Origin of the sequence: Winogradskya humida, assembly GCF_016862215.1 — a bacterium.
GTDB lineage: Bacteria > Actinomycetota > Actinomycetes > Mycobacteriales > Micromonosporaceae > Actinoplanes > Actinoplanes humidus.
In genome coordinates this window covers 1-25,030 of sequence record NZ_BOMN01000061.1, presented here as the reverse complement: position 1 = coordinate 25,030, position 25,030 = coordinate 1, and the positions used below count along the sequence as shown (strand labels likewise).

Sequence of the window (25,030 nt, the reverse complement as noted above, 5' to 3'; positions counted from 1 at the left end):
CGTACCGGAAATCTGCCTCTATGACGATCTCCCGCCGCTCGCTCCTCGGCGCCGCAGCGCTCGGATCCGGATCGATCCTGGCGGCCGGGAGTTCCGCCCAGGCGGCACCGCCCCAACCCGGCCTTTCCCGCGCCGGCGTGAAGGCTCCGCGGCTGGTCGCGGGAGACCGGGTTCGCGTCGTCGCGACCGCCGGCATTCCCGACACCCGGCTCGCCCGCGGCATCCAGATCCTGCAGAGCTTCGGGCTCGTCGTCGAAACCGGCGCCCACCTCTACGACAAGTACGGCTACCTGGCCGGCACCGACGAGGCCCGGCTCGCCGACCTCAACGCCGCGTTCACCGACCCGGGCATCAAGGGTGTCTTCGCGGCCCGCGGCGGTTACGGCACGCAGCGCATCATCGACGGCTTCGACCTGCGCGCCGTGCGCCGCAACCCGCGCGTCTTCGTCGGCTTCAGCGACCTCACCGTCCTGAGTGGACGCCTCTGGCAGGCCGCTCACCAGGTCAGCTTTTACGGCCCGATGATCAACTGGACCGACTCCCGTACCGGCCCGGTCGAGATCGAGTCCCTGCGCTCCGCGATCATGACCACCGACCCGATCGTCCTGACCCCCGACCCGGCCGAGCCAAGCTCCCTGGTGACGGTCGCGGGCACGGCGACCGGCACCCTGCTCGGTGGCAACCTGACCATGCTGCAGACCAGCATCGGCACCCCCGACCTGCCCGACCTGCGCGGCGCGATCCTGCTGTTCGAGGACACCGACGAATCGCCGTACAGCTACGACCGCATGCTGACCCACCTGCTGCGCGCCGGCGCACTCCGGCACATCGCCGGCATCGCCATCGGCCAGTTCACCAACGCACCCGTCACCGCCGGCCAATGGACGGCGGCGCAGGCCGTGCTCGACCGGGTGGGCGCTCTCGGCGTACCCGTGCTCGGTGGTCTCCGGATCGGTCACGGCAACGGCCAGCTCACCGTGCCGCTGGGCACCACCGCGACGATCGACGTCGCGGCAGCGACCCTCACGGTCCAGGCCGGCGTGCGCTGACCTACCTGGCAGCCTGCTCGATAACCCTGGTCACGGCGTCGGGGTGGCTGACCATCACCGCGTGCGAGGCGTTGACCTCGGTCGTGTGAGCCTTGGCGCGGGTGGCCATGAAACGCTGCAGCTCGGGGTTGATCGCCTTGTCCTGCTTGGTGATCAGGGTCCAGGACGGGATGCTCTTCCACGCCTCCGCGGCACTGGGCTCGCCGAACGCCGCGGCGGCGATCGGACGCTGCGCGACGGCCATGTCGGCCGCCTCGTTCCTGTCGACGTCAGCGGCGAACGCGGCCCGGAACTGCGCCGGGTCGACGTACAGATCAGCCCCCTGGGTCTCCGGGGTCGGGACGGTGAGCAGCGGCAGCGGGTCGATCGGGTGGTCAACCGGCCGCTCACCCAGTCCGGCCAGGCTTTCCCCCGTTGCCGGCGCGAACGCCGCGATGTAGACCAGCGACTTCACGTCAGGCTCACCGGCCGCCGCGTTCGTGATGACCGCGCCGCCGTACGAGTGCCCGACCAGCACCACCGGCCCGCTGATCGTGGCGAGGGTGTTCTTCACGTAGGTCGCGTCGTTGGCCACGCCTCGCAGCGGATTGGCGACGGCGCGCACCGGATAGCCGTCCCTGCGGAGCCGTTCGATCACGCCGTTCCAGCTTGACGAGTCGGCGAACGCGCCATGGACCAGCACGATCGTCGGCTTCGGGGCGTGGTGACTGCCTGCTTCGGCGGGCATTGCCACGGTTACAGCTGTGGTGGCGAGGGCGGCTACTGCGGCGCCGGCGATCGCGGTGCGGCGGGTCAGGGAGATGGCCATGGTGGTTCCCTTCGTGGGTCTGACTGCTCATCGACCGGTTTAGGTTGTGCACAATTTAATTGTGCACAACCTTCTTAGGTAGACTAACTAGTAACTCTACCTGCGTTGAGGAGACTGCCTTGCCGGTTGGGGAAAAGCAAGGGGGTGTGACGTCCGTATCGTGGGGAGGGTGAAGGTGCCGATGCGTGAACGCCTCCTGGAGGCGGCTGCCGAGCTGTTCTATGCGCAGGGGCTGCGGGCGGTGAGCGCCGACAAGGTCATCGAGCAGGTCGGCACCACGAAGGTGACCTTCTATCGGCACTTCCGCAGTAAGGACGACCTGATCGTGGCCTACCTCGAGCGGCGGGCCGAGCAGGAGCGCGAGGGCGTGCTGCAGGCCTTGGCTCTGGGTGGCGGCGACCTCGACAAGGCACTGAAGGTGCTTTCCGAGGGGATCGGCGCCGCCAGTTGCAGCCCCGGCTTCCGCGGCTGCCCGTTCATCAACGCCGCCGCGGAGTTCGCCGACCCCGAGCATCCCGTGCGCAAGGTCGTCGCCGCACACCGCGCCTGGTACAGGAAGACCTTCGAGGAGATGCTGGCTCCGCTCGGCCTGCCGGACAGCGGCTCGGTGGCGGAGGGGATGGTGATGGTCCGCGACGGTGCGATGGTTGCCGGCTATCTGGGGGACCCGGCGCTGGTGGCGGGCTCGCTCTACCGGGGCTGCATGGCTGTCGTCGAGTACGCGCGCCGCTGACGGTTCTCCGCGATTTCGGCAATCGATCCGCTCCGCCGGGTTGGGCGACCAGTCCGCGTCGCGTCCAAGGAAAGTACTTGCCGTTATGGAAAGTGAACTGATACTTTCCAAGTGCGAAAGTACTTTCCTGACGCACCGGGAGTTGGAGAACCATGGCGACACCCGAAGAGGCCCGCCGCACCCTGAACGAGATCGAGAACCGTCAGCGCCGGTCCGCGGCTGCGGCGGTCACGTCCCGGTGGTGGTGGATCGGCGGGGGAGCGTTTCTGGCCGCGTACGGTGCGCTGCTGGGCTTTGTCCCTGCCTTCGGCCGGAGTTGGGGCAGCACGGTGACCTGGGTCCTGGTCCTCGCGGCCGTTCTCTGGAGCTCCCGGTGGGGATCCGCGCTGCTCGGGCGGCAGGTGAGCCCGCGCCCGGTGCTCAGCCGGCGCGTGCGGATCATCGCTGTGGTGGTCGGCGTGATCGTGCTGGTGGCCCTGCAGGTTGTGCTGATGCACGTCGGGGTGCCGCATCTGGCCGCCTGGTTCGGCATCGCCGGCGGGCTGGTGCTGGCGATCGCCGGTCCCTGGTGGCAGGGGCACGTGCTCGACCGGACCGCCCGGCTGTGACCGACGACCCGCCCGCAGTGGCGCCCACGGATCCCGGCCTGCAGCCGGCGGCCGGGACCGGGGCGCGGCTTGATCCGTTGTTCGCCGATCCCGTCCGGCTCGGGATCGTGTCGGTGCTGGCCGGGGCGACATGGGCCGAGTTCGGATTCGTGCGTGATGCGGTCGAGCTCTCCGACTCGGCGCTCTCGAAGCGGATCTCCGGGCTCAGCGACGCCGGTTATGTCGAGGTGCGTAAGGGCTATGTCGGAAAGCGGCCCCGGACGTGGCTCAACCTGTCGGCGGCGGGGCGCTCCGCGTTGAGCGCCCACATCGCGAAGCTTCAGGAGATCGCGAAGCTGCTCTGAGGTGCATGTGGCAGGTATCGGACAAGGTTGATAACTCTCTCGGGTCGCGCGGGCAGTAACCGGGTCGCGGTTATGCGGTTGATACCGCGGTGAGCGCTGATGCGAAGAGAACCGAGTTCCTGATCTTGCACGGCGGGCAGAACCAGCGGCCGATCAAGCACTGGCAGTATCTGCTCGCCCAGGAGCTGACCCGTCGCGGTCACCCCGTTCGATACCCGCAGTTGCCGGAGTCGGACGCGCCGGTGTTGAAGGACTGGCTGACCGCGATCGAGAACGAGCTGGCCGGTGCGGCGGGCTCCGAGCTCGTCGTCATCGCGCACAGCCTGTCCTGCGCGGCCTGGCTGCACCTCAGTCGCCGGGGCAGCGTGCACCTCCCGGTCGCGCGGCTGCTGTTCGTCGCGCCGCCGAGCCCCGAGTACCTGGCCGGTGAACCGATCTTCGCCGAGTTCGTTCCGCCGCCGGGTGCGCACCACGATGTCACCGCGACCTCGGTGGCGCAGCCCCGGCTGGTCTGCACCACCGACGATCCGGTCTGCCGGCCCTCGGCCGACGTGGTCTACCCGGGGGTGTTCTCCACCGATCACATCCCCGGCGGCGGGCACCTGGACCTTGCCGCGGGGTACGGGCGCTGGCCGTCGATGGTCGAATGGTGCGACAACCCGGGCGTACGCCTGGTCACGAACAAGAAGTAGTCGTCCCGGCACACAGCGATTTTTGCTGGTGTGCCGGGCAACCTTTCGCGTCCGCCGGAGCACCAGGATCACGTCCCACGATGATCCTTTGGAGAGCAGACGGATGACAAACGCAAAGCCTGGACGCCGGCGGCGCGCTGCCCTGATCGGCGGCTTCGCCGTTGCCGTCGTCGCGGCCGGTGGTCTCACCGCCAACGCGTTCGCCGACAGCACGTCGTTCAGCGACAACTTCGAGAGCGGCAGCCTCAGCAACTGGACCAAGTCCGGTGGCACCTGGTCCGTGGCGACCGACGGCAGCAAGGTGCTGCGCCAGGCGGACGCCGGCAGCGCGCTCGCCCGTCAGTTCGCCGGTGACAAGGAATGGACCGACTACACGCTGACGGCCAAGGTCAAGGCGTCGTCGCTGACCGGCACCGGCTCCGTGGGTATCGCGGCGCGGGTCAACGGGTCGAGCCAGTTCGAGAGGCTCGTGCTCGCCCCCGGCGCCGCCCGCCTCGAAGAGGTCAAGGGCACCGATGCGGTCACCGTGCTCAGCACGCTGGCGCTGCCGGCCGCCGCCACCGGATGGCACACCCTGCGTCTCGACGTGACGGGCGCCAAGGTCCGCGGGTACGTCGACAGCGTCCTCGTCGGCGATGTCAGCGCGAAGCTCACCAAGGGTCGCGTCGGCCTGGTCACCACCGGTGCGTCGGCCGCCTTCGACGACGTAGCGGTCACCGCCCTCGCCACCTCGACGCCCACCGCGACCGCGACCGCCACCGCCACCGCCACCGCTTCCCCCACTGCTTCCCCCCCCAAGACTGCGACCGCCACCGCGACTCCTGTTGCCACGAGCTGGCCGACACCGACCAAGACCGAGACGCTCAGCGCCACGAAGAAGGTCACCGGTACGTTCGACGGCGCCAACACCCGCTTCATCGGCGCCGGTGACCTCGGCGGCAGCGGCCAGGAGGAGGGCCAGGACGCGCTCTTCGACCTCGCCGACGGCGCGACCCTGTCGAACGTCATCATCGGCACCCCCGCCGCGGACGGCGTGCACTGCCTCGGCACCTGCACCCTGAAGAACGTGTGGTGGCAGGACGTGGGCGAGGACGCCGCGACGTTCAAGGGCACCTCGGCGAGCCAGACCATGACGATCACCGGCGGCGGCGCGATGAAGGCCGCGGACAAGGTGTTCCAGCACAACGGTCCCGGCACGATGATCATCCAGAACTTCCAGGCCTCGGACATCGGCAAGCTCTACCGCTCCTGCGGTAACTGCTCGAAGCAGTTCGCCCGCAAGGTCAAGGTCTCCAACGTGACGGTCACCGCCCCGCTGAAGGTCCTGGTCGGCATCAACCCGAACCTGGGCGACACCGCCGCGATCGACAACGTCACCGTGATCGGCAGCTCCAGCAAGACCATCATCTGCGCGAGCTTCAAGGGTGTGACCAGCGGCGAGCCGACCGAGGTCGACACCAAGCCGAACGCGACCTGTACCGCCACCAACATCACCCTGAAGTAGGGAGGGAAACGATGTCCAGAAAAACACTGGTCGTAGCCCTCACCGCGGTGGCCGTCGTCGCCGGTGCCGGTCTCATCGGCCGGCAGGAATTCGCCTCGGCCGCCGAGAACGTCAGCTTCGACAGCGGTTCCGGGATGAGCTTCATCGTCAACGCCACCAACGGCAACATGACGTCGCTCAAGCACAACGGCGTCGAGCTGGCGGCCTCCGGACAGGCCGCCGGTCAGTTCGAGTCGGGCTTCTCGTCGGCCTCCGTCTCGAGCAAGACGTTCAGCAACGGCGCGATCCTGGTGACCGTCGCGAACACCAGCAACGGCGTGACCCAGTACTACTTCGCCCGCAAGAGCGACAACACGGTCTACATGGCGACCAACATCGCCAAGGCGCTCAACCCCGGCGAGGCCCGCTTCATCACGCGCCTCAAGCCGTCGCTGCTCACCTCGTCGCCGGCCGCGGCGCGGACCGCGGGCACGACGGCGAAGGTCGAGGGCGAGGACGTCTTCTCGTTCGACAACGGCCAGACCGCGTCGAAGTTCTACAGCTCGCAGCGGACCATCGTGCAGCAGCCGTTCGGCGCGAGCGGCAACGGGCACGGCGTGTTCATCATCGGCGGCACGCACGAGATGAGCTCGGGCGGGCCGTTCTTCCGCGACATCGAGGTCAACGACACCGGCACGGCCGTGAACATCACGCACTACATGTTCAGCGGCCACCAGCAGCCCGAGGCCCTGCGCCTCGGCCTGCACGGACCGTACGCGATGGCCCTCACCGACGGCGCCAAGCCGGAGCTGCACAGCCTCGACTTCCTGTCGGCGTACATCCCGGGTCTGCTCTCCAATGCCCAGCGCGGCAACGTCAGCGGCACGGCAACCGGGTCCTGGCGCGGCACCCTCGACGGCACGGTCGCCCTCGCGGGCACCAACGGCCAATACTGGGGCACGGTCAAGAGCGGCGCCTTCGTGATCGGTCACGTCCGGCCCGGCACCTACACGGCCACGCTCTACGCGGGCGAACTCGCGGTCGGCGCCACCAAGCCGGTGACGGTGACGGCCGGGGGAACGGCGACACTCGCGCTCTCCGGCGACCTGCCGGCGGCGGGCACGCTGTTCCAGGTCGGAGCATTCGACGGTACGCCGTCAGGTTTCCGCAACGCCGACAAGATCGAGACCATGCACCCGTCGGACGTACGGATGTCCTCCTGGACGCCGGGCACCGTCGACGTGGCCTCCGCGTCGACCTGGCCGATGGCGGAGTTCAAGTCGGTGAACTCCCCGCTGGCCCTGAAATTCAGCCTGGCCTCGGTGCCGTCCTCGGGCGTACGCCTGCGCATCGCCACCACCGGAGGTTTCGCCGGCGGCCGTCCCGCGGTCTCGATCGGCAGCTTCACCTCGCCGTCCTCGGCCTCCCCGGCCCCGGTCAACCTCAACTCCCGGGGCGTCACCCGAGGAACCTGGCGCGGCGTGAACGCGACCTACACGTTCACCATCCCGGCGAGCGCCCTGAAGACCGGCAGCAACACGATGTCGATCTCGGTCCTGAGCGGCAGCAGCGGCGAGAGCTTCCTCAGCCCGAACTTCGTCTTCGACGCCCTGTCCCTCGACCCGGCGTGAGAGCCCGGATTAGGTTGTGCGCAATTTAGTTGTGCACAACTAAATTGCGCACAACCTAATTACGCACAGGCTTTCGACCCGGGGTAAGGGGCGTCGGCCTCTACCGGCGTGATCAGTACCTGTCCCGGCCGTACCCCATGCGGCCGGGACCGAGCCGGCCGGTTCCGCCAGACCGGTCGGCCTCCGCCGTCTTTCCTCTGTTCTTCGCTGGTGCGCAAGGAGCTGATCCCGGTGAGATCGCCTGGCAACGAGGGTGGGTTCCTGCCCCCGGGATTGCCCGGTTCGCGGGTCCGGGCCGAACTGCGTCGACAGGGCCGTGCCGAGGCCTACCGGCCGTCCCCGGCGGCACTGGTTCCTCAGGATCATCCCGCGCGGCGAGGTCCGACCTGGACAGCTCGGGGCGGTGCCGCGCCGTGGCGTCCGACCTGGGCCGGCTGGGCGCGTGTGGCGTGGAGCCTCGTATGCCGCCTGCTCAGACTGTGGGGCTGGATCGGGGCGCGGGCGCGGGCGCGGCGTCGCGCGAAAGCCGGCCGTCCCGCTCCGTCACTACGGGAGCGGAGCTCAGTCGGTCGCGGTTAGGGTCTGGTCCGTCGTCGGTGGGCCCGGATTGCGCCTCGCGCCGACCTCAACGACGAACAGACCCTGGTGTCCTGAGCTTTTGTTCCGTTTGCAGTCGGTGGTAAGGCGGCACGATCCAGTCACGACACGAAGTTGCGTCGAAACCTTCACCGCCGCAACCTTCTGCGGCGACAGGCGTCAAGCGCGGCCCAATCACGTCTGGCCACGAAACACATGTTCTGCTGTCAGACGCGATTGCCCATACTTGACGAACAACGCCGCATAAAGTTGTCGCATCCCGCTGTGCAGCGCAACATTTAGCCCCGCGGCGGCTCGGCCCCGCGGCGGCTCGGCCCGGCTCGGCCCGGCCGACCTCGGCCAGGACGCTAGGGCCGGTTGGCGAGGGCTTCGGCTGCCAGTTCGAGGAGGGCTTCGAGGGCTTCGGCAGGATCGGTGGGGGCCTCGGGGATCGGCTCCGGGTCTTCGCAGCGGTCCAGGAGGAGTTCGACCAGGGCGGCGCGGTTGACGATGTCCTCGGTGTGGAGGGCGCCCGGGAGGATGCGGATCTCGAGGGTGTCGCGGATCGGGTTTTCGCGGAAGAGCTGGACCATGTTGACGTCGAAGAATTTGGTCAGCTCGCCGTCGGTGGCGGCGTACCTGAGGTCCTTCCAGGATGGCGTACCGAAAGAGACCGCTCTGACCAGGGTGGATGGCAGTGGGGCGAGGCGCCGGGAGTTGGTGTTGGTCTGCAGTGCGGTGCGCAGCGGCTCGCGGTAGAAGGCGAAGAGCCGGATGACATTGGCCAGCGTGGCCGGGTTGTGGAACGGGGCGCCGTCGAGGTGCATGTGCACCGCGGCTTCCTGGGGGATCGTGAAGCCGAGCTCGCGGGCCGGGCCCAGCAGGTGCTCCAGCGTGACGGCGTGATCGGCGGCCAGCGGCGGGGTGATGATCTCGCAGGGGCGTTCGCGCTCGCCGGTCAGGGGCGCCGCCATGGCGATGCTCGCGCCGGCCTCGTCGTCGAGGCGGTAGACGCCGTCGACGAGGTCGACGTCGCGGTTCCAGATCTTCGCGGCGTTGTCCAGCGCGGTGTCGATGGTGCCGCCGGGGTCGCTGTGCGCGGCGACCAGCCGGATCAGGCGGGCCTCGTCGCCGAGGATGCGGAACCAGCCGTCCTTGGCGGGCGCCTGCTGGTCGAGACCGTTGACCAGGGTGATGTCGTCGACCAGCGTGCAGAGCAGGGAACCGTCGGCGCGGGTCACCTCGAAGGCCGGGGTCACGTGCAGGAACCGGACCAGGCCCGGGACCATCGACAGCTCGCTGTCGTGATGCCACACCGGCCGGGCCTGGCCGCCGTGACGGGCGGCCAGGTCCGTGGCGAGGGTCCGGCGGCTGACGCCCGGAGGGGCCATCAGCTCGATCTCGAACCCGATGCGCCGGTGCAGCGGTGGGATCACGGCTGGAAGGGCATCGGTTCGCCGGCGAGAATCTTCTTGCCGCCCATGACCTTGGCGTCGTAGCTGTCCTTGAGGTTCCATGTGTCGGCCAGTTTAGCGGCGTCGCCGAAGTCGTAGCCGGCGTTGAAGAACGCCTCGGCGTACTTCTCGTTCTTCATCGACTCGGCGACCGCGGGGTCGGGCTTGACGCCGGCCGGGAGCTTCTTGTGGGCCAGGATCAGCTCGCCTGCCTTGACCTTGGCCTCGCCGATGTCCTCGGTGCTGATCTTCCAGTGCTTGGCCAGCGTGACCGCCTCGTCGTAGCCGTAGCCGGCCTCGAAGAACGCGTCGCGGGCCTTGTCCTCGGCGGACGACGCCGGGGATTCCTCCGGGGTGGGCGACGCGGACGGGGTCGGCGAGAACGACGGCGCCGGGGACAGGCCGGGGCCGGCCGGGGCGACCATGCTGGAGTTGCTGTTGTGGCTCGCGGGGATGATCCCCGGGAGCTGGAAGGCGCCGGCGATCAGGCCGGCACCGAGCACCGCCCCACCGGTGACCTGCAGGCCGCGGCGGCGGCGCTTGTAGGTGCGGGACAGCTCCGTGACGCGCTGGAAAACGGCGGCGGGGTCGGGCGTCTCGTTCTCGCGGGTCTGAAAGGCCGCGCGAAGCTGGTCTCCGTGGTCGTTCACGACTTCTCCTCGGCAAATTTCCTGGTCTGATGCTCCGACGAGAGCCGGAGGGTTTTGAGCGCCCGTGAGGCATGGCTGCGAACCGTTGCCTGCGAGCAGCCGAGCAGATCAGCGATCTGCTCGTCCTCCAGCTGCTCGTAGTAACGCAGCACGAGGACCGCTCGCTGCTTTCGCCCGAGCGTGGCCAGCTTGTTCCAGAGGGCGTCGGCCTCGACGACGGAGTCGGCGTGGTCGTGCACCCCGCCGCGCAGATCGTCCAGGTCCGCCAGGCGTTCACCAACCGCGTGCACGTTGCGGGCCGCCCAGCTACGCCGCCAGGACAGATACTCGTTGAGCACCATCCGGCGGACGTACGCCTCGGGTGAGTCCGCATCGCTGATCCGGCGCCACTTGACGTGGGCACGGGCCAGCACCTCCTGGACGACGTCCTGGGCCAGTTCGCGGTCGCCCGTGAGGACAACCGCGTACCTGAGCAGGGCCGGCAGCCGGGCCGTCGCGAATTGCTCGAAGGTCACACCCTCTATGACGGGCTTCGTTCGCGCGTTGTGCAACGGTTCTCCAAGTTTTTTTGAGGGAAGGTAAGGCGGTGAGCACACTGCTGCGCGACGCGCGCTTCTACGGCGACGACCGTCGCTACGACGTGTACCTGACCGGCGGCCGGATCGTACGCATCGCACTCAAGGGCGCCCTCGAGCCCGGCGACGCGGAGACCGTCGACCTCGACGGGCGGTTTGTCGGCCCCGGGCTGTGGGATGAACACGTCCATTTCACCCAATGGGTCACGCAACGTAGCCGGCTCGACCTCTCCGGGACCGGCAGCGCCGCGGACGTGCTCGCGCTGGTCGCGGCGACGCTGCGGGAGTCGCCGCCGCCCGCCGGGACCGCGCTGACCGGGTACGGATTCCGCGACGCGCTCTGGCCCGACTTGCCCACGCTGCGGGAACTCGACGAGGTCGCGGGGGACACCCCGGTCGTGCTGGTGAGCGGTGACCTGCACTGCGGATGGCTCAGCTCCGGTGCCGCCGCCCGCATCGGCCTGCGGCTCGACGAGTCCGGGGTGCTGCGGGAAGGGCCGTGGATCGCCGCACTGCACGACTTCGACGAGACCAGACCCGGATTCGACGCGTACGCCGAAGCCGCATCCGCAGCAGCCCGGCGCGGCGTCGTCGGGATCGTGGACTTCGAGAACGCGGACAACGCCGCCGAGTGGCCCGCCCGGGTCGCGGCCGGCGTCACGAGTCTCCGCGTCGAGGCGTCTGTCTGGCCCGGACGGCTCGACGCCGCTGTCGCCGCCGGGCTGCGCACGGGTGTTCCGCTCGACGGCGAGCACAGTGAGAGCGGTGAGAGCGGCCTGGTGACGATGGGGCGGTTGAAGGTGATCGTGGACGGGTCGCTGAACACGCGTACGGCGTTGTGCTGGGAGGCGTACCCCGGCGCGGATCCGCTGTCCCCGCACGCGTGCGGCGTCGCCACCGTCGCCCCGGAGAAGCTGGCGGACCTGCTGCGCACGGCGGCGCGCTACGGCATCGCGGCGGCCGTACACGCCATCGGAGACCGGGCGAACAGCGAGGTCATCGACGTGTTCGAGCGCCTCGGCCTGCCCGGCGTGATCGAGCACGCGCAACTCGTCGGGGAGCACGACTTCGTCCGGTTCGCCCGGCTCGGGCTGGTCGCGAGCGTGCAACCCGAACACGCGATGGACGACCGGGACGTCGCCGATTCGCTGTGGGCGGGGCGGACCGGGCGGGCGTTCGCGTACGGCTCGCTGCACGCCGCCGGTGCGACGCTGCGGCTCGGCTCGGACGCCCCGGTGGCCCCGCTGGACCCGTGGCTGGCCATCGCCGCGGCGACCTCACGCAGCCGCGGCGGGCGCGAGGCTTGGCACCCGGAGCAGTGCCTGCCCGTCGGCGTCGCCATGGCGGCCAGCGCTCGGGGGCGTACCGACATCAAAGAGGGAGAGACCGCGGACCTGGTCATCCTCGACGAAGATCCGCTGGCAGCGGGCCCGGAGCGGCTCCGGGAGATGCCGGTGGCCGGGACGCTGCTCGGCGGCCGATGGACCTGGCGAGATCTCTGACACTGCGCCTTCGGGGCATGACGGCGTCCCCGGCGGGATATGAAGGAAGTGAGACTTCACGAGAAAGGACGTGCAGATGGCCAGGACCTGGTTCATCACCGGCACCTCGCGCGGCTTCGGCCGCGAGTGGGCCATCGCCGCGCTCGACCGGGGCGACCGCGTCGCCGCGACCGCCCGCGACACCGCCTCGCTCGCCGACCTCGCCGCCACGTACGGCGACAAGATTCTCCCGATCGCGCTCGACGTCACCGACCGGGACGCCGTCTACGCCGCGGTCGCGCGGGCGCACGAGCACTTCGGGACGCTCGACGTGATCGTCAACAACGCGGGCTACGGGCAGTTCGGCATGATCGAGGAGATCAGCGAGGCCGAGGCCCGCGCCCAGTTCGAGACGAACGTCTTCGGCGCGCTCTGGGTCACCCAGGCGGCGCTGCCGTTCCTGCGTGACGGGGGCGGCGGCAACATCATCCAGGTGTCCTCGATCGGCGGCATCTCCGCCTTCGCGAACATCGGCATCTACAACTCCTCCAAGTGGGCGCTCGAAGGCTTCAGCCAGGCGCTCGCCGCGGAGGTCGGGCTCTTCGACATCAAGGTCACCCTGGTCGAGCCCGGTGGGTACAGCACCGACTGGGGTGGCTCGTCGGCGCAGCACGCGACGAAGCTCCCGGCGTACGAGAAGACCCGGGAGCTCGCCGCCGAGAGCCGCGCCAAGCGGGTCGCCGCCCCGGGTGACCCGGAAGCCACCCGTGCGGCGATTCTGAAGATCGTCGACGCCGAGCACCCGCCGCTGCGGGTCTTCTTCGGCAACGGCCCCCTGGGCATCGCCACGGCCGACTACGAATCCCGCCTCGCCGAGTGGCGCGAATGGGAGCCCGTCTCGATCGAAGCCCAGGGTTAGTGTTCACTGAGGTCGCGGACGATTTCGCCGACTGACTCGGGGGAGTCGTCGCGGACCAGGTAGACGCGGGTGCCGTGGCGGAGTTTGGCCATGGTGCGGATGCGGCTGCGGCGGGCGGCGCGCCACTGCAGGAACGAGATGAGCAGGGTGCCCGCCCCGATCGCGTCGGTGACGGTGGCTTCGATGATGTCGACGCCGGCCGGGCCGCGGGCGTCCTGGATCAGAGTGGTGGCGGCGATGGCGACGACGGTGGGGTCGTCCTGGTACCAGCGGTGCAGCGACGGGGTCCCGCGTTCGTCGCCGTCGTCGCCCTCGACCGTGATCTGCAAAGTCATAGTCATGGATGGCCTCCCTCGCCTGGGTACACGAGCCCAGGCGGGGGAATGCCGCCCACAGTCGGCTTCCTGACCGAGGTATCACCCCATAGGGGTCAGCCGGCGGGGTCGCCGGCGGACCGGGGTCAGACCTGGAAGGTTGTCCGGCGGCGGGTCAGGCCTGGAAGGTTGTCCGGCGGCGGCGGGCCACCATGAAGGCGAAGATGCCGACCACTACGAGCAGGGTGCCGCCGCCACCGATCAGTGCTGCCACCGGCCCGGTGAGGGGAAGGCCTCCGCCCGTGCCACCCGGGTCTCCGGCGACTACCACGGCGGGAGTCGAGGTGGTTTCGGTGGCGACCGGGGTAGGAGACGTGGTCGGCGGCGTCGGGCTGGGGGTCTCGCTGGGGCTCGGGCTAGGGCTGGGGCTCGGGCTGGGGCTCGGGCTGGGGCTCGGAGCGGCGCCCGGGTTGAGCACGATCGAGGCTTTGTCGTTCGACCTGTCGAGGTCGGCGGCGAAACGCTGGCACGAGCACGCCGGGTTGGCCTCGACGGAGCCGGTCGCATCCGGCGTGAACCTGGCGATGCGCAGGCCGAACGTCCAGCTCACGGTCTGGCCCACGGCGAGCAGGGTGCCGGTGTCACAGAGATAGGTGCCGTCGTCCTTGCCGCAGTCGTCCGGGACCGTCACGACGGCGGCCCCGGCGGGAACGGTGATGACGGCGACGCTCGCGGAATTGCCGCCGCGGGAGCCGCCGAGGACCGCCGGGCCGTTGTTGCGCAGGCTCACCGTCGCGTCCACGGTCGTGCCGGCCGCGCCGGAGACCCGGGTGCCGATCGCGGTGATGTCGGCGCCCTGCTTGCCGGCGACGGCAACATCGAAGTCGCTGAAAGCGCTCGTGGCGAAGTCACCCGAGGGCAACGCGTCGAGGGTGAGCGGGGCGCCGGTGCCGGGCGTGCCGTGCTCGTCGGCGTCGAAGCCGTCCAGGGGCGACCACGAGAACTGGCCGACGTAACGCGACGGCGCATAGGTGTCGGCGCGCAGCATGTAAGGAATGCTCGCCTGGTAGCTCTCGCCGGGCAGCAGGTCCTGCACGAACAGGCAGGCCCCCACGACCGCCGTGCCCAGCTCGCCGGCGTGATAGCGGCAGTTCTCCGCTGAGGTGGCCGGCTCGATCGGATGATCGGTGTACAGCGAGAGCGCGACGCCGTGCACAACCTCCGTGCCGTTGTTGCGCACCGTCACCTCGGCGGTGAACCCGCTGCCCGGGGTGGCCTCGACCGTCCACGACTTCCCCGCGAGCAGAACGGGATCCGCGGCGCGGGCCGGCGCCGCCGGACCAAGAGCCGGCGCGGCCAGACCGGCAACGGCGATGGCGGCGGCCGATGCGGCAAGCATGAACCGGCGCATGGCGGATCCTTCCGGGACAGTCCGAACTACTGTCTGAAAGCGTAAGGACCGCGCACAACGTTCAATGCCCCGCGACCGGCGCCGGCCGGTTTTCGAGGCCGAACCGCAATCAGCCGATTGTCTGGAACGAGCGCTTGGAGAAGCCGAGCATGTAGCCCTCGATCGCCGTCTTCACCGGGCTCGTGGGATCGGCCGAGGCGCCGAGCGTGACGAAGAGCGGCGTGTAGTGGTCCGGGGTGGGGTGGGCGTAGGGCATGCCCGGGGCCCGGTCCTGGTAGGCGGCGAGTTCGTCGATGTCGCCGCGGCCGAGGGCGTCGGCGGCCCAGGCGTCGAAGTCCGCGGACCAGGCGGGGATCTCGCCGTGCTGGACCATGGCGCGGGTGAGGAACGGCAGGCCGTGGACCATGAAGCCGGAGCCGATGACCAGTACGCCCTCCGCGCGCAGCGACCGCAGCCGGGAACCGATCTCCATCAGCCGGGCCGGGTCGTGGGTGGGCATGCTCATCTGCAGGACGGGGACGTCGCCGAGCGGGTACATAGCCATCAACGGGACCCAGGCGCCGTGGTCGAGGCCGCGGCGCGGGTGCTGGTAGACCGGTTCGGAGTCCGGCATGACCGCTGCTACCCGGCGGGCGAGGGCGCTCGCGTCGGGGGTCTCGTACCGCATCTCGTAGTAGCGGCGGTCGAAGCCGCCGAAGTCGTACACCAGCGGGGTCCTCGCGGCGGTGGCCGACAGCATCAGCGGCGCGGTTTCCCAGTGGGCCGAGACGATCAGGATGCTCTTGGGCTTGGGCAGTGACTGCGCCCAGTCGAGGAGCTGAGCGAGCCAGGGGCCGTCGTCGAAGAGCGGCGGGGCGCCGTGGCTGAGGTACATCGCCGGCATCGGGCCGTCGGCGGGTGTCCAGGCGCGCTGGGTGCGGGCCCGTTCCAGGGCGCCGGGCAGGAAGGCGTCGTACGCCCCCGCGGGCACGTTCAATCCGAAGGGCGAACTCATCACCGGGCTCCTGACACTTGAAGCTTGAAGTGACCACGATAGCCGACAGTTGACAGCTTTAAGTAAGACGAGTTAATTGTTAGCTGCCTTGCCAATTCGGGACGGACCCCCACCGCCGGCCCGGAGCGGCGCATCCCCAGAGCCACGGAAGGCCCGGCATGAATCGACGACGACTCCTCGCCATCGCCACCTCCACCGCCGTAGTAGGCACCCTCGGTGTCCTCGGCATCACGAACGCCGGAGCGGCCACGACCGCCGCGGCGGCGCTCGACCCCGCCGTCGCGCCCGGCGGCAACTTCAACCTCTCGGTCTGGTCGCTGCAGCTGCCGATCGGCTCGCCCGGTTCCCCCACCACGATCGCGCCGGCGCAGCTCAAGGGCGCGAGCGGGTACAGCAACCCGGCGTACTTCTGGACCGACAAGAACGACGGCTCGATGACGTTCTGGGCGCCGGAGAAGGGCGTCACCACGCCCAACTCCAACTACGCGCGCTCCGAGCTGCGGGAGATGAACTCCAACGGCAGCGCCGCGGACTGGCCGCTGTCCGGCAACCACACGCTCACCGCGAACCTACGGATCGTGTCGGTGACCAAGAACGTCGCCGTCGGCCAGGTGCACCTGGGCTCCGGCGGCTCGTCGACCAAGCCGCTGCTGGAGCTCTACTACCGGCCCAACGGCGACATCTACATCGGTACGGAGAACTCGCCCGACGGCGGCCAGACGCTGCACCTCGTCGGCAACGTCCCGCTCGGCACCCGGTGGAACTACGTCATCAACGTGACCGGCAACAAGATCAACCTGACGGTCAACGGGTCGAAGACGACGTACACGATCCCGTCGTCGTTCAACCCGTACAAGCAGTACTTCAAGGCAGGCTCGTACAACCAGAGCTCGTCGGAGAGCACCTCCAACGGTGCGAAGGTCAAGTTCTACACCCTGACCGTCTCCCACAGCTGATCGCGGGTGGGGGCCCGCATAGGCTCCCACCTGTGACAGAACCAGCATTGCCGAAGTGCCCGGTCACGACGCGGCTGTACGAGGGCGGCCGTGTCGTGGCCGAGGGCTTCGGTGCCGTCGAGGCGGCGAAGAGGCTCGACGAGCACCCCGACGCGGTGCTCTGGATGGACCTGCTCGACCCCGACGAGGCCGACCTGCAGGCGATCGCCCCGGCCTTCGCCCTGCACCCGCTCGCCGTCGAGGACGCCGTGCACGACCATCAGCGGCCCAAGCTCGACAGGTACAGCAACCACCTCTTCATGAACGTGTACGCCGTCCAGGTCACCACCGACGGCCCCGTCCCGACGATGGACAAGTGGGAGATCAGCTCGTTCATCACCGATCGGGCGCTGATCACCGTACGCAAATCCGACGTCGACATCACCGGCGTGCTGAAGCGCTGGGACGCCGACCCCGAGCTGGCGAAGAACAGCGGCGTCGCGTTCCTCGTCTACGGCCTGCTCGACGTGGTGGTCGACGGGCAGTTCGCCGCGGCCCGCGCGCTGGACGAGGCGATGGACAAGACCGAGGACGCGATCCTGGAGGTCGGCGGCGCCCCGCGCCCGGTCCGGATGTACGGCTTCGGCCTCCGCAAGGCCCTCGCCCACCTGCGCCGCCCGGTCGCACCGATGCCCGCGCTGATCGAGGACGTGCTGCGGCTCGAGGTCGGGCTCGTCGACGACCGGTTGAAGCCCTACTACCGCGACGTGGACGACCACGCCCGGCGCGCGACCGAGACCCTCGACGCGTCCCGGGACCGGATCATCGGGCTGCTCGACGCCGACCTCAACGAGCAGAGCAACGCCCTGAACGACATCACCCGCAAGCTCGCCGCGTGGGCCGCGATCATCGCCGTGCCGACGGCGCTCACCGGGTGGTTCGGCCAGAACGTGCCGTTCTGGGGTTACGAGAAGGTTTCCGGCTTCGTGGCCAGCGTGTTTCTGATCGCGGTGTCCGGCGGTTCGCTCTATCTCTATCTGAAACGGCGCGGCTGGTTGTGATCTCGCGTACCCTGCCCGGGGATCTTCGGCCGGGCGGGGGAGCGACATGATCGGTTTGGTGCTCGGTGCGGTCCGCGCACGGGCCGCGCAGGCGTTGACCGTGCTCATCCTCACCGCCCTTGCGGCCGCCGTCGCGGTCGCCGGGCCGTGGTACGCCGTAGCCGCCGCGAGCCGCGCCGCCGCCTCCGATGTGGCCAACGCCCCGGCGGGGGAGCACGTGATCTCCGTACGCCAGTCGTCGAAGGTGGCGGAGGACCCGCGCCAGGGCCTCGACGCGTTCGCGAGCTCCGTCCGGCGCCTGCTGCCCCTGCCCGACCTGCAGCCCGTGCTCGGCATGACGCTGTCCCGGACGGCGTTCGCCGGTGCTTCCCGCGTCTCGATGGCGCTGGCCTACCGCGACGGGTTCTGCGACCACGTCCAGCTGGTCGGCGAGTGCCCTGCGCGCGCCGGGGACGTGGCGATCAGCCTGGATTCGGCCCAGCGGCTCGGCCTGGACGTCGGGAGCACCCTGAAGATCGGCGCCACGGAGATCTCCGATCCGATCGAGATGCGCGTCGTCGGCCGTTACAGCACCACCGATCCGGCCGGGGAGTACTGGAGCAACAAGCTCTACCGCGCCGACGACGGCCTGCCGCCGGCGTTCACCCCGCTGGACACGTTCAGCGATCCGATCCTGATGGACCCCACGCTCACGTACGACGTCGGCCTGCCCGCGGCGCTGATCCGCGGCGACGGCGGTTACGACCTGATCGGCGCGCTGAACCGGGCCGGGCAGGCGTTCGACGACGCCGACCTGCGCCTCGTGATCCCGACCGGGCCGCTGCTGACGACCATCGCGCGCGACCGCGACCTGGTCCGCGACGGCGTGCTGGTGGCGCTCGGTCAGGTGCTGGTGCTGAGCTGGTTCGCCATCGGACTCGCCGGGCGCTACACCGGCCGGGAGCGGCGGGGCGACGCCGCCCTGCTGAAGCTGCGGGGCAGCACCCGCCGGGGCATGTTCGGCCTCGCGTTCGGCCAGCATCTCGTCCCGGTGGCCGCGGGGGTGCTGCTCGGCTCCCCGCTGGGCCTGCTCGCGGCGTGGGGACTGGCCGGCCCGGTCAAGGAGGCCTCCGACCGGAACACGGCACTGCTGCTCTGCGCGGCGGCGGCGCTGGTAGTGCTCCTCGGCGGGCTGCTGGTGCTCATCGCCGTGGAGTTCGCCGTGCTGCGGCTGCCGGTCGCGACGCTGCTGCGCCGGGTGCAACCGGCCCACCGCGGATGGCGTGCCGACCTGCTCGACCTGGTGCTGGTCGGCGTCGCGGTCGCCGCCGTCTACCAGGCCCACGCGGGCGCCGCGGATCGCGGGCTCGCCCTGGTCGCGCCGGCTCTCGTGGCGCTGGCGCTGGCCCTGCTCCTGGCGCGCCTGCTCGGCCGGATCGCCGACCGGACCGGGGCCGCGGCGCTGCGTACCGGGCGGCTGCGGCTGGGTCTGACCGCCGCGCGGGTGTCCCGGCAGCCCGGCACCGACCGGGTCTTCACGCTGGTCACCGTCGCCGTTGCCATCCTCGCCACCACCGCCGGCATCTGGTGGGCGGGGCAGACCGCCCGCACCGAGCGCGCCGAGGTGGAGCTGGGCGCCGCGCGGGTGCTGACCGTCGAGGCACCCAACCGGACCACTCTGGAGCACGCCGTCCGCACCGCCGACCCGGACGGGCACAACGCCATGGCCGTCGTCGCCGACCTGGGCAAGGTTCCGCCGGTGCTGGCGGTCGACAGCTCCCGCCTCGCCGCCGTCGCGAACTGGCGCCCCGAATACGGCGATCCCGCCACGCTGGCGCGGGCCACCCCGGAGCGCGAACCGGTGCCGATCACCGGCGACCGGCTCGACCTGCGGGTCCGCAGCGACGGCCCGGCACCGGTCACGGTCTCGGCCGTCGTGCAGAACGAGGCCACCGGCCTGATCGCGAGCGCCGTCTTCGGCCCGCTGACCAAGGGCACCCACACGGTCAGCGCGCGTCTCGGCGGTGGCTGCACCACCGCGCCCGGGTGCCGGCTGGTCCTCTGGGAGCTGTCCGCCGCGCAGGGCATGCCCACCGGCGCCAAGGTGACCGTCACCGGCCTCAGCCAGCGCAACCCCGAGCGGACAGTGCTGGACGAGACGACGCTCGGCGACATCTCCCGGTGGCGGGCGGATCTCGTCGGGGCGGCCATGGAGATCACCGCGCGACCCGGTGCCCTGACCCTGGCGATGAACCCCAACCTGAGCGGCGCGGCGAACGTCGGCACCCGGGTCTACGCCGCCGACTCGACGCTGCCGTTGCCCGTGCTGCTGGCCGGGACACCGCCGACCGACTGGCAGTTCAGCGACGCGCTGCTGTATTCGGTCGGCGTCTCCGCGGTGACCGCCCGGGTCGTGGGGACGGCTCCGGCGCTGCCCGGGGTCGGGCGGTCGGGCGTACTGATGGACATCGACGCGGCCCGGCGGGTGGCCGCCGACGCTGATCAGGGCGGCGCCATGCAGGTGTGGCTCGCGCAGGACGCGCCCGAGTCGCTGCTGCCCGCGCTGAGAAAGGCCGGGCTGACGATCGTGGGCGACGACTCGGTTTCCGCGCGTGCCGACCGGCTCGACGAGCAGGGTTCCGCGCGGGCCGCGGCGTTCGCGCTCTTCGCGGCCGTGATCGGGGTCCTGCTCGCTGCCGCGGCCGTCGCTGTCGCGACCGCCGCCGACCGCAGATCCCATTTGGAACAGCTGCGTGCGTTGCGAGTTCAGGGCCTGACCGTACGCGCTGCCGTGAGCATCGGCTACGCGGCCGGAACGGTGCTCGTGGTCGCCGGCGTGCTGGCCGGAGTGCTCGCCGCCGCGACAGCCGGCCGGATCGCCGGGTCCACCGGGTTCGTGTTCACCGACAGCTGGGACATCGTGCCGCCACCATCACCGCTGGGCGCCGCCGCCCTGACCCTGACCGGCCTGGCGACCCTCGTCGTGCTCGGCGTCACCGGCCGGCTCGCGCTGCTCCCCCTCGCCCGCGGCCTGCGTGAACAGGGCCGGCGCCAGGGCAACCGAGGCCGGCGCGCCCTGCGTGAGCGGGGAGCCGACCGATGACCACCCTGGTTCTCGCGATGCTCTGGATCCGCCGCGGGCAGGCGGTCGCCCTCGCGCTGCTGTCGCTGCTGGCCGTCGCGGCGTCGGTCGCCGCCCCGGCCTACCTGCGGGCCGCCGATCGCGCGGTTGCCGCCGGGCAGGTCGCCACCGCCACCCCGGTCGAGCGCGGGCTCGCCCTCAGCAAGTCCGAGGACGACCGCAACGACCCGCAGGCCGCCGAGGGCAACGGGCTCGGCTTCACCACGCTCGGCCCGGTGCTGGCCTCGCTGCCCGGGTTCACCGGCGTGTACGCGTCGGAATACCCGGCCGTCGGGATCGAACCGGACCCGGCCAACCGCACGCGGTTCGTTTTCCGGCAGGACGTCTGCGCGCACCTGACCCTGGTGAGCGGCCGGTGCCTGGTCGGCGAGGGCGACGCGGTGCTCGGCGAGCAGACCGCGAAACGGCTGGAGCTCGCGCCGGGTGACACGATCACGCTGGCGTACGCGCATTTCAGCACGGACCCGCGTACCCCCATCTTCGTGGCCGACGGCGCCGAGAAGCGGATCACGGTGGCCGGCACCTACACCGTGCCGGATCCGGACGCGGCCTACTGGGGAGCGCACGGCTACTTCTCCGCCGACACCGGGGACCGGCCCGGTGAGCCGCTGTTCGTCGGTTTCGCCACGCTGAACACGATGGACCACGGGGCGACGGTGAAGTCGGTCGACAGCACCGCCGGACCGGGCGCCCTCGACGTGGACAAGCTGGACGGGCTGCGCGCGGCCCTCGGCGACCTGACCGACCTGACCGGCAAGCTGAACACCACGGTCGAGGTGCGCACCGGCCTGCCGGACCTGCTCGACCGCATCGACTCCGGCCGGGCCGCCGCCCGCCAGATCGTCCCGGTCATCGCGGTCCCGCTGATCGTGCTCTCCTGCTTCGTCATCTTCCTGGCCGCCGGGTACGGCGCCGAGGGCCGCCGCCCCGAACTCGCCGTGGTCGCCCTGCGCGGCGTCCGCTGGTACGAGCGCTGGTGGCTGACCACCGGCGAGAACCTGATCGCCATCGTGGCCGGTTCGGTGCTCGGCTGCGTGGCCGGGCAACTCCTCGTGAACCTCATGGCCGCCACGCTGTTCCCCGGTGTCGGCGCCGCGGCGGGGTTCGCCTCCCTGATCTACGCGCCGCTCGCCGCCGTCGCGGCCGTCCTCGCCGCGCTGCTCGCCCAGCGGCGTCAGCTCTTCGCGCAGGTCGCCGCGCTGCTGCGCCGGGTGCCCGGCACGGGCCGGCGCCCACCGGTGCTCGAGGCCGCCGCGATCCTGCTGGCCGTCGTCACCGGCGTCCAGCTCGCGGTCTCCGGCGGCGATCCGACCGGGGCGGGGCTGTTCGCGCCCGCACTCATCATCTTCGCCGTCGCGCTGGTGGTGGCCCGTGCGCTGCTGCCGCTCGTCGCGCGGATCGCCTCCCGGGCGCTGCGCAACGGCCGCGTCGGCGTGGCGCTGGCCGGTCTGCAGCTCGCCCGGCGCCCCGGGGCCACGGGGCTGTTCTCGCTGCTCATCGCGGCAGTCGCGGTGACGGTCTTCGCGTTCTGCGCGGTCGACTCGGGCACCCGCGACCGGGAAGTGGCCGCGGAGCTCGGCACCGGTGCCGCCCGCGCGGTCTCGGTCCAGCCGGTGACGCCGTCGCAGCTGATGACCGCGGTGCGCACCGTCGACCCCCACGGCATGTTCGCCATGGCGGTCGCGCGTACGCCCGGCAACGCCCCCGGCGAACCGGCCGGCCTGGCCGTCGACGCACCCCGGCTGGGAGCGGTCGCGAACTGGCCAGGCAGCGGGCCGTCCGCCGCCGACGTGGGCGCGCTGCTGCACCCGAAGGCACCCGAAGCCGTGATCATCAGGGGTCAGGACGTCAACATCTCGTTCGAGATCAGCGGCGCCCGCGCCACGATCCCGCTGAACCTCACCCTCGCGGTCAGCTCGATCACCGGCCGCGGGTCCGCCCGGATCTCGCTCACCCAGCTGGGCAACGGCTCCAACGAGTACGCCCAGCGCGTCGCCGCCTGCGCTCAGGGTTGCCGCGTCGACGGTGTGCAGGTCAACTCCACCGACGCCACGTCCGGCGTCGCCGCCCACCTGCGGATCACGTCCCTGGGCAGCATCAACCCGGTCGTCCCGGCGGTCAGCGCGGAACGCCTCGGCGATCCCGCGCAGTGGCGTATGTCCAACTACGGCAAGCTCACCGCGGACGACGGCGCCCTGGGTGTGGACATCGACGCCCCGAGCGGCATGGGCACGAGCGGAGCCTGGATCCAGCCGGTGGACGCCCCCGACCCGATGCCCATCGTCTCCTCCGGCCGCCCCGCCGACGTCATCACCGGCCTCGACGGGCGCACCCTGGCGGTGGACCGGGTCGCGGAGATCCCGGCGGTGCCCCGGCTCGGCCAGCGCGCCACCCTCGTCGACCTCGAGTACGCCGACCGCGCCGCCACCCAGTCCGGCATGGCGACCGACGCCGAGGTGTGGCTCTCCGCCACGGCTCCCGCCGACGTGCTCGACCGCCTCGCCGCGCAGGGGCTCGTGATCACCGGCGACATCCGCGCGACGGTGGCCCGCGACCAGCTCGACAACCAGGGGCCGGCGCTGGCCCTGTGGTTCTACGTTCTCGCCGGCTGCCTCGCGATCGTGCTCGGTGCCGGCGCACTGGTGCTCGCCGCCGTCGTCGACCGGGCGCGCCGCGTGGAGGATCTCTCGGCGCTGCGTACCCAGGGGCTCGATCGCAGGTCGGCGGGACGGGCGACGCTCTGGGCGTACCCCATGATGGTTTTGATCGCGGTTATCGCCGGGACCGGGACCGGGCTGGCAGGCTATGGACTGACCGGCTGGGCCCTGCCCCTCGCCGGGCTGGAGCCGCCCCCGCTGCCGCTGCCGATCTGGCCGCGCGCGTGGGTGATCGCCCTGGTCGCGCTCGCGATCCTGGTCGTGCTCGGCGGGGTGGCGACCCTGACGAGCCGGAATCTGCGAAGGAGTGTCCTGTGAGGACGTTGACGGTAGAGGGCGCCGACCTGGCCTACGGCGACGGGGTTCCGGTGCTGACCGGGGTCACGGTCACCGCCCGCCCCGGCGAGCTGCTCGCGGTCACCGGCACCTCGGGCGCCGGCAAGACCACCCTGCTCTCGGCCATGGCCGGCCTGCTGCCCCCGGCGGCCGGCCGGGTGCTCGTCGACGGGGACCCGCTGCTGGACCGCGACCAGGGCGTGAAGCTCGGCGTCGTCCTGATCCCGCAGGACAACGGGCTCGCCGCGATCCTCACCGCCGAGGAGAACATCGCGGTGGCCATGATCGCGACCGGCGGCACCCCGGCCGAGGCCCGCCGCGGCACGTCGACGTCATTGGAGAAACTCGGCCTCTCCGGGCAGGCGGGCCAGCTCATCGAAGAGCTCTCCGGCGGCCAGCAGCAACGTACGGCGATCGCCCGCGGCCTCGCGCTGCGTGGCGACGTCCTGCTGGCCGACGAGGTGACCAGCGAGCTGGACGCCGCAAACCGCCAACGGGTGATCGACCTCCTCCGCGCGGAGGCCGACCGGGGCGCCGCCGTCGTCTTCGCCACCCACGACCCGGAAGCCGCAGCCGCCTGCGACCACGAACTCCACCTCGCCGACGGCGTCGCGGTCCTGGTCCGCTAACCGCCGGCCGGCGTCTGGTTCCGGCCCGCTGACCTTTCGGCCGGCGCCGCACCGACGTGGGCTTATCGTTGCGGGATGGAACGACTCGCGCACCACGCCCGGCTGGAGTGGGAAGGCTCAACCGGGGTCGGCTACCGCGCCTACTCCCGTAACCACAGCGCGACGGCCGCACCCGCTGAAGCGTCTTTGCAGCTCAGCGCCGACCCGCACTTCAAGGGCGACGCCACGCTGCTCAACCCGGAACAGCTCATCGTCCTCGCCGCCAGCTCGTGCCAGATGCTGTCGTTCCTGTCGCTCGCCGCCCGCAAGCACCTCGACGTGGTCGCCTATACCGACGACGCGACCGGCTACCTGAGCGAAGACCTCCGCAAGGCCTCCATCGAACAGATCACCCTCAACCCGACCATCACGGTCACCGAAGGCACAGACGAGGGTCTGGTACGCGAACTGGTCGAACAGGGCCACGACGAGTGCTACATCGCCAACTCCCTCAACTCCACGATCACCATCACTCCAACGATCGTGTTCGCAGGGTAGCCAGAGCGCCGTGTCAGCGCAGCGAAGGGCAG

Annotated in this window: 22 protein-coding genes; 15 read left to right on the top strand and 7 right to left on the bottom strand. The window is 70.8% G+C overall.

The features are described 5' to 3' along the window. Positions 1-20: 20 nt before the first annotated feature. Entirely contained in the window at positions 21-1,049 is a 1,029-nt protein-coding gene (locus Ahu01nite_RS24415) for a S66 peptidase family protein (RefSeq protein ID WP_203838941.1), read from the top strand. A gap of 1 nt (position 1,050) precedes the next feature. Here Ahu01nite_RS24415 and Ahu01nite_RS24410 read toward each other — a convergent pair whose 3' ends face one another. Beyond that, a complete protein-coding gene (locus tag Ahu01nite_RS24410; protein ID WP_203838940.1) occupies positions 1,051-1,857 on the bottom strand; it encodes an alpha/beta fold hydrolase in 807 nt (268 codons plus the stop codon). Between the two features lie 181 nt (positions 1,858-2,038). Here Ahu01nite_RS24410 and Ahu01nite_RS24405 point away from each other — a divergent pair, with 181 nt between their 5' ends. The 6 genes from Ahu01nite_RS24405 to Ahu01nite_RS24380 all read left to right on the top strand — a co-directional run bounded on the left by Ahu01nite_RS24405 (position 2,039) and on the right by Ahu01nite_RS24380 (position 7,348). Beyond that, positions 2,039-2,590 (top strand): TetR/AcrR family transcriptional regulator, encoded by a 552-nt coding sequence (locus Ahu01nite_RS24405; RefSeq protein ID WP_239159097.1) that lies wholly within the window; start codon positions 2,039-2,041, stop codon positions 2,588-2,590. A 152-nt stretch (positions 2,591-2,742) separates the two neighbouring features. Further along, entirely contained in the window at positions 2,743-3,198 is a 456-nt protein-coding gene (locus Ahu01nite_RS24400) for a hypothetical protein (RefSeq protein ID WP_203838938.1), read from the top strand. Beyond that, positions 3,195-3,542 (top strand): winged helix-turn-helix domain-containing protein, encoded by a 348-nt coding sequence (locus Ahu01nite_RS24395; protein ID WP_239159096.1) that lies wholly within the window; start codon positions 3,195-3,197, stop codon positions 3,540-3,542. The genes Ahu01nite_RS24400 and Ahu01nite_RS24395 overlap by 4 nt, the downstream gene beginning before the upstream one ends. An 89-nt stretch (positions 3,543-3,631) precedes the next feature. Next, the gene (locus Ahu01nite_RS24390; protein WP_203838937.1) at positions 3,632-4,234 is read left to right on the top strand and encodes an RBBP9/YdeN family alpha/beta hydrolase; all 603 of its coding nucleotides are present in this window, start codon (positions 3,632-3,634) and stop codon (positions 4,232-4,234) included. 103 nt (positions 4,235-4,337) lie between these two features. Next, positions 4,338-5,738 (top strand): pectate lyase, encoded by a 1,401-nt coding sequence (locus tag Ahu01nite_RS24385; protein WP_203838936.1) that lies wholly within the window; start codon positions 4,338-4,340, stop codon positions 5,736-5,738. Between the two features lie 11 nt (positions 5,739-5,749). After that, the gene (locus tag Ahu01nite_RS24380; protein ID WP_203838935.1) at positions 5,750-7,348 is read left to right on the top strand and encodes a rhamnogalacturonan lyase B N-terminal domain-containing protein; all 1,599 of its coding nucleotides are present in this window, start codon (positions 5,750-5,752) and stop codon (positions 7,346-7,348) included. A 944-nt stretch (positions 7,349-8,292) separates the two neighbouring features. Here Ahu01nite_RS24380 and Ahu01nite_RS24375 read toward each other — a convergent pair. Genes Ahu01nite_RS24375 through Ahu01nite_RS24365 form a run of 3 tightly spaced genes read right to left on the bottom strand, consistent with a single transcriptional unit; the run spans position 8,293 to position 10,543 of the window. Continuing rightward, positions 8,293-9,360, bottom strand: a complete 1,068-nt coding sequence (locus Ahu01nite_RS24375; RefSeq protein WP_203838934.1) for an amidoligase family protein — start codon at positions 9,358-9,360, stop codon at positions 8,293-8,295. Continuing rightward, positions 9,357-10,028, bottom strand: a complete 672-nt coding sequence (locus Ahu01nite_RS24370; RefSeq protein WP_203838933.1) for a hypothetical protein — start codon at positions 10,026-10,028, stop codon at positions 9,357-9,359. The genes Ahu01nite_RS24375 and Ahu01nite_RS24370 overlap by 4 nt, the downstream gene beginning before the upstream one ends. Beyond that, complete coding sequence (locus Ahu01nite_RS24365; protein WP_203838932.1) at positions 10,025-10,543, bottom strand: SigE family RNA polymerase sigma factor; 519 nt, start codon at positions 10,541-10,543, stop codon at positions 10,025-10,027. Before Ahu01nite_RS24365 ends, Ahu01nite_RS24370 begins: the two co-directional genes overlap by 4 nt. A 71-nt stretch (positions 10,544-10,614) precedes the next feature. Between Ahu01nite_RS24365 and Ahu01nite_RS24360 the strand changes: the two genes are divergently transcribed. Together Ahu01nite_RS24360 and Ahu01nite_RS24355 are read left to right on the top strand one after the other, a co-directional pair. Then, entirely contained in the window at positions 10,615-12,105 is a 1,491-nt protein-coding gene (locus Ahu01nite_RS24360; RefSeq protein ID WP_203838931.1) for an amidohydrolase, read from the top strand. A gap of 76 nt (positions 12,106-12,181) precedes the next feature. Continuing rightward, the gene (locus Ahu01nite_RS24355) at positions 12,182-13,003 is read left to right on the top strand and encodes an SDR family oxidoreductase (protein WP_203838930.1); all 822 of its coding nucleotides are present in this window, start codon (positions 12,182-12,184) and stop codon (positions 13,001-13,003) included. On the opposite strand, the gene Ahu01nite_RS24350 is transcribed toward Ahu01nite_RS24355, so the two are convergent. The 3 genes from Ahu01nite_RS24350 to Ahu01nite_RS24340 form a co-directional block, all read right to left on the bottom strand. After that, positions 13,000-13,344 carry an effector-associated constant component EACC1 gene (locus Ahu01nite_RS24350; protein WP_203838929.1) on the bottom strand — a complete coding sequence of 115 codons (345 nt, stop codon included), beginning with the start codon at positions 13,342-13,344 and terminating at the stop codon, positions 13,000-13,002. The genes Ahu01nite_RS24355 and Ahu01nite_RS24350 overlap by 4 nt on opposite strands. Before the next feature lie 148 nt (positions 13,345-13,492). Further along, positions 13,493-14,728: a COG1361 family protein gene (locus Ahu01nite_RS24345; protein ID WP_203838928.1), complete on the bottom strand. Its 1,236-nt coding sequence runs from the start codon at positions 14,726-14,728 to the stop codon at positions 13,493-13,495. 109 nt (positions 14,729-14,837) lie between these two features. Further along, entirely contained in the window at positions 14,838-15,722 is an 885-nt protein-coding gene (locus Ahu01nite_RS24340) for a dioxygenase family protein (protein ID WP_239159095.1), read from the bottom strand. Between the two features lie 158 nt (positions 15,723-15,880). On the opposite strand from Ahu01nite_RS24340, the gene Ahu01nite_RS24335 reads away from it, so the two are divergent. From Ahu01nite_RS24335 to Ahu01nite_RS24310, 6 genes are all read left to right on the top strand, one after another. Continuing rightward, on the top strand, positions 15,881-16,678 hold the full coding sequence (locus tag Ahu01nite_RS24335) for a polysaccharide lyase family 7 protein (protein ID WP_203838927.1): 798 nt from the start codon (positions 15,881-15,883) through the stop codon (positions 16,676-16,678). A 32-nt stretch (positions 16,679-16,710) separates the two neighbouring features. Next, entirely contained in the window at positions 16,711-17,718 is a 1,008-nt protein-coding gene (locus Ahu01nite_RS24330; RefSeq protein ID WP_203838926.1) for a magnesium transporter CorA family protein, read from the top strand. 46 nt (positions 17,719-17,764) lie between these two features. Continuing rightward, a complete protein-coding gene (locus Ahu01nite_RS24325) occupies positions 17,765-20,800 on the top strand; it encodes an FtsX-like permease family protein (protein WP_203838925.1) in 3,036 nt (1,011 codons plus the stop codon). Further along, positions 20,797-23,814: an FtsX-like permease family protein gene (locus Ahu01nite_RS24320; protein WP_203838924.1), complete on the top strand. Its 3,018-nt coding sequence runs from the start codon at positions 20,797-20,799 to the stop codon at positions 23,812-23,814. The genes Ahu01nite_RS24325 and Ahu01nite_RS24320 overlap by 4 nt, the downstream gene beginning before the upstream one ends. Next, complete coding sequence (locus Ahu01nite_RS24315; RefSeq protein WP_203838923.1) at positions 23,811-24,461, top strand: ABC transporter ATP-binding protein; 651 nt, start codon at positions 23,811-23,813, stop codon at positions 24,459-24,461. The genes Ahu01nite_RS24320 and Ahu01nite_RS24315 overlap by 4 nt, the downstream gene beginning before the upstream one ends. A 75-nt stretch (positions 24,462-24,536) precedes the next feature. Further along, entirely contained in the window at positions 24,537-24,998 is a 462-nt protein-coding gene (locus Ahu01nite_RS24310; RefSeq protein WP_203838922.1) for an OsmC family protein, read from the top strand. Positions 24,999-25,030: the final 32 nt, after the last annotated feature.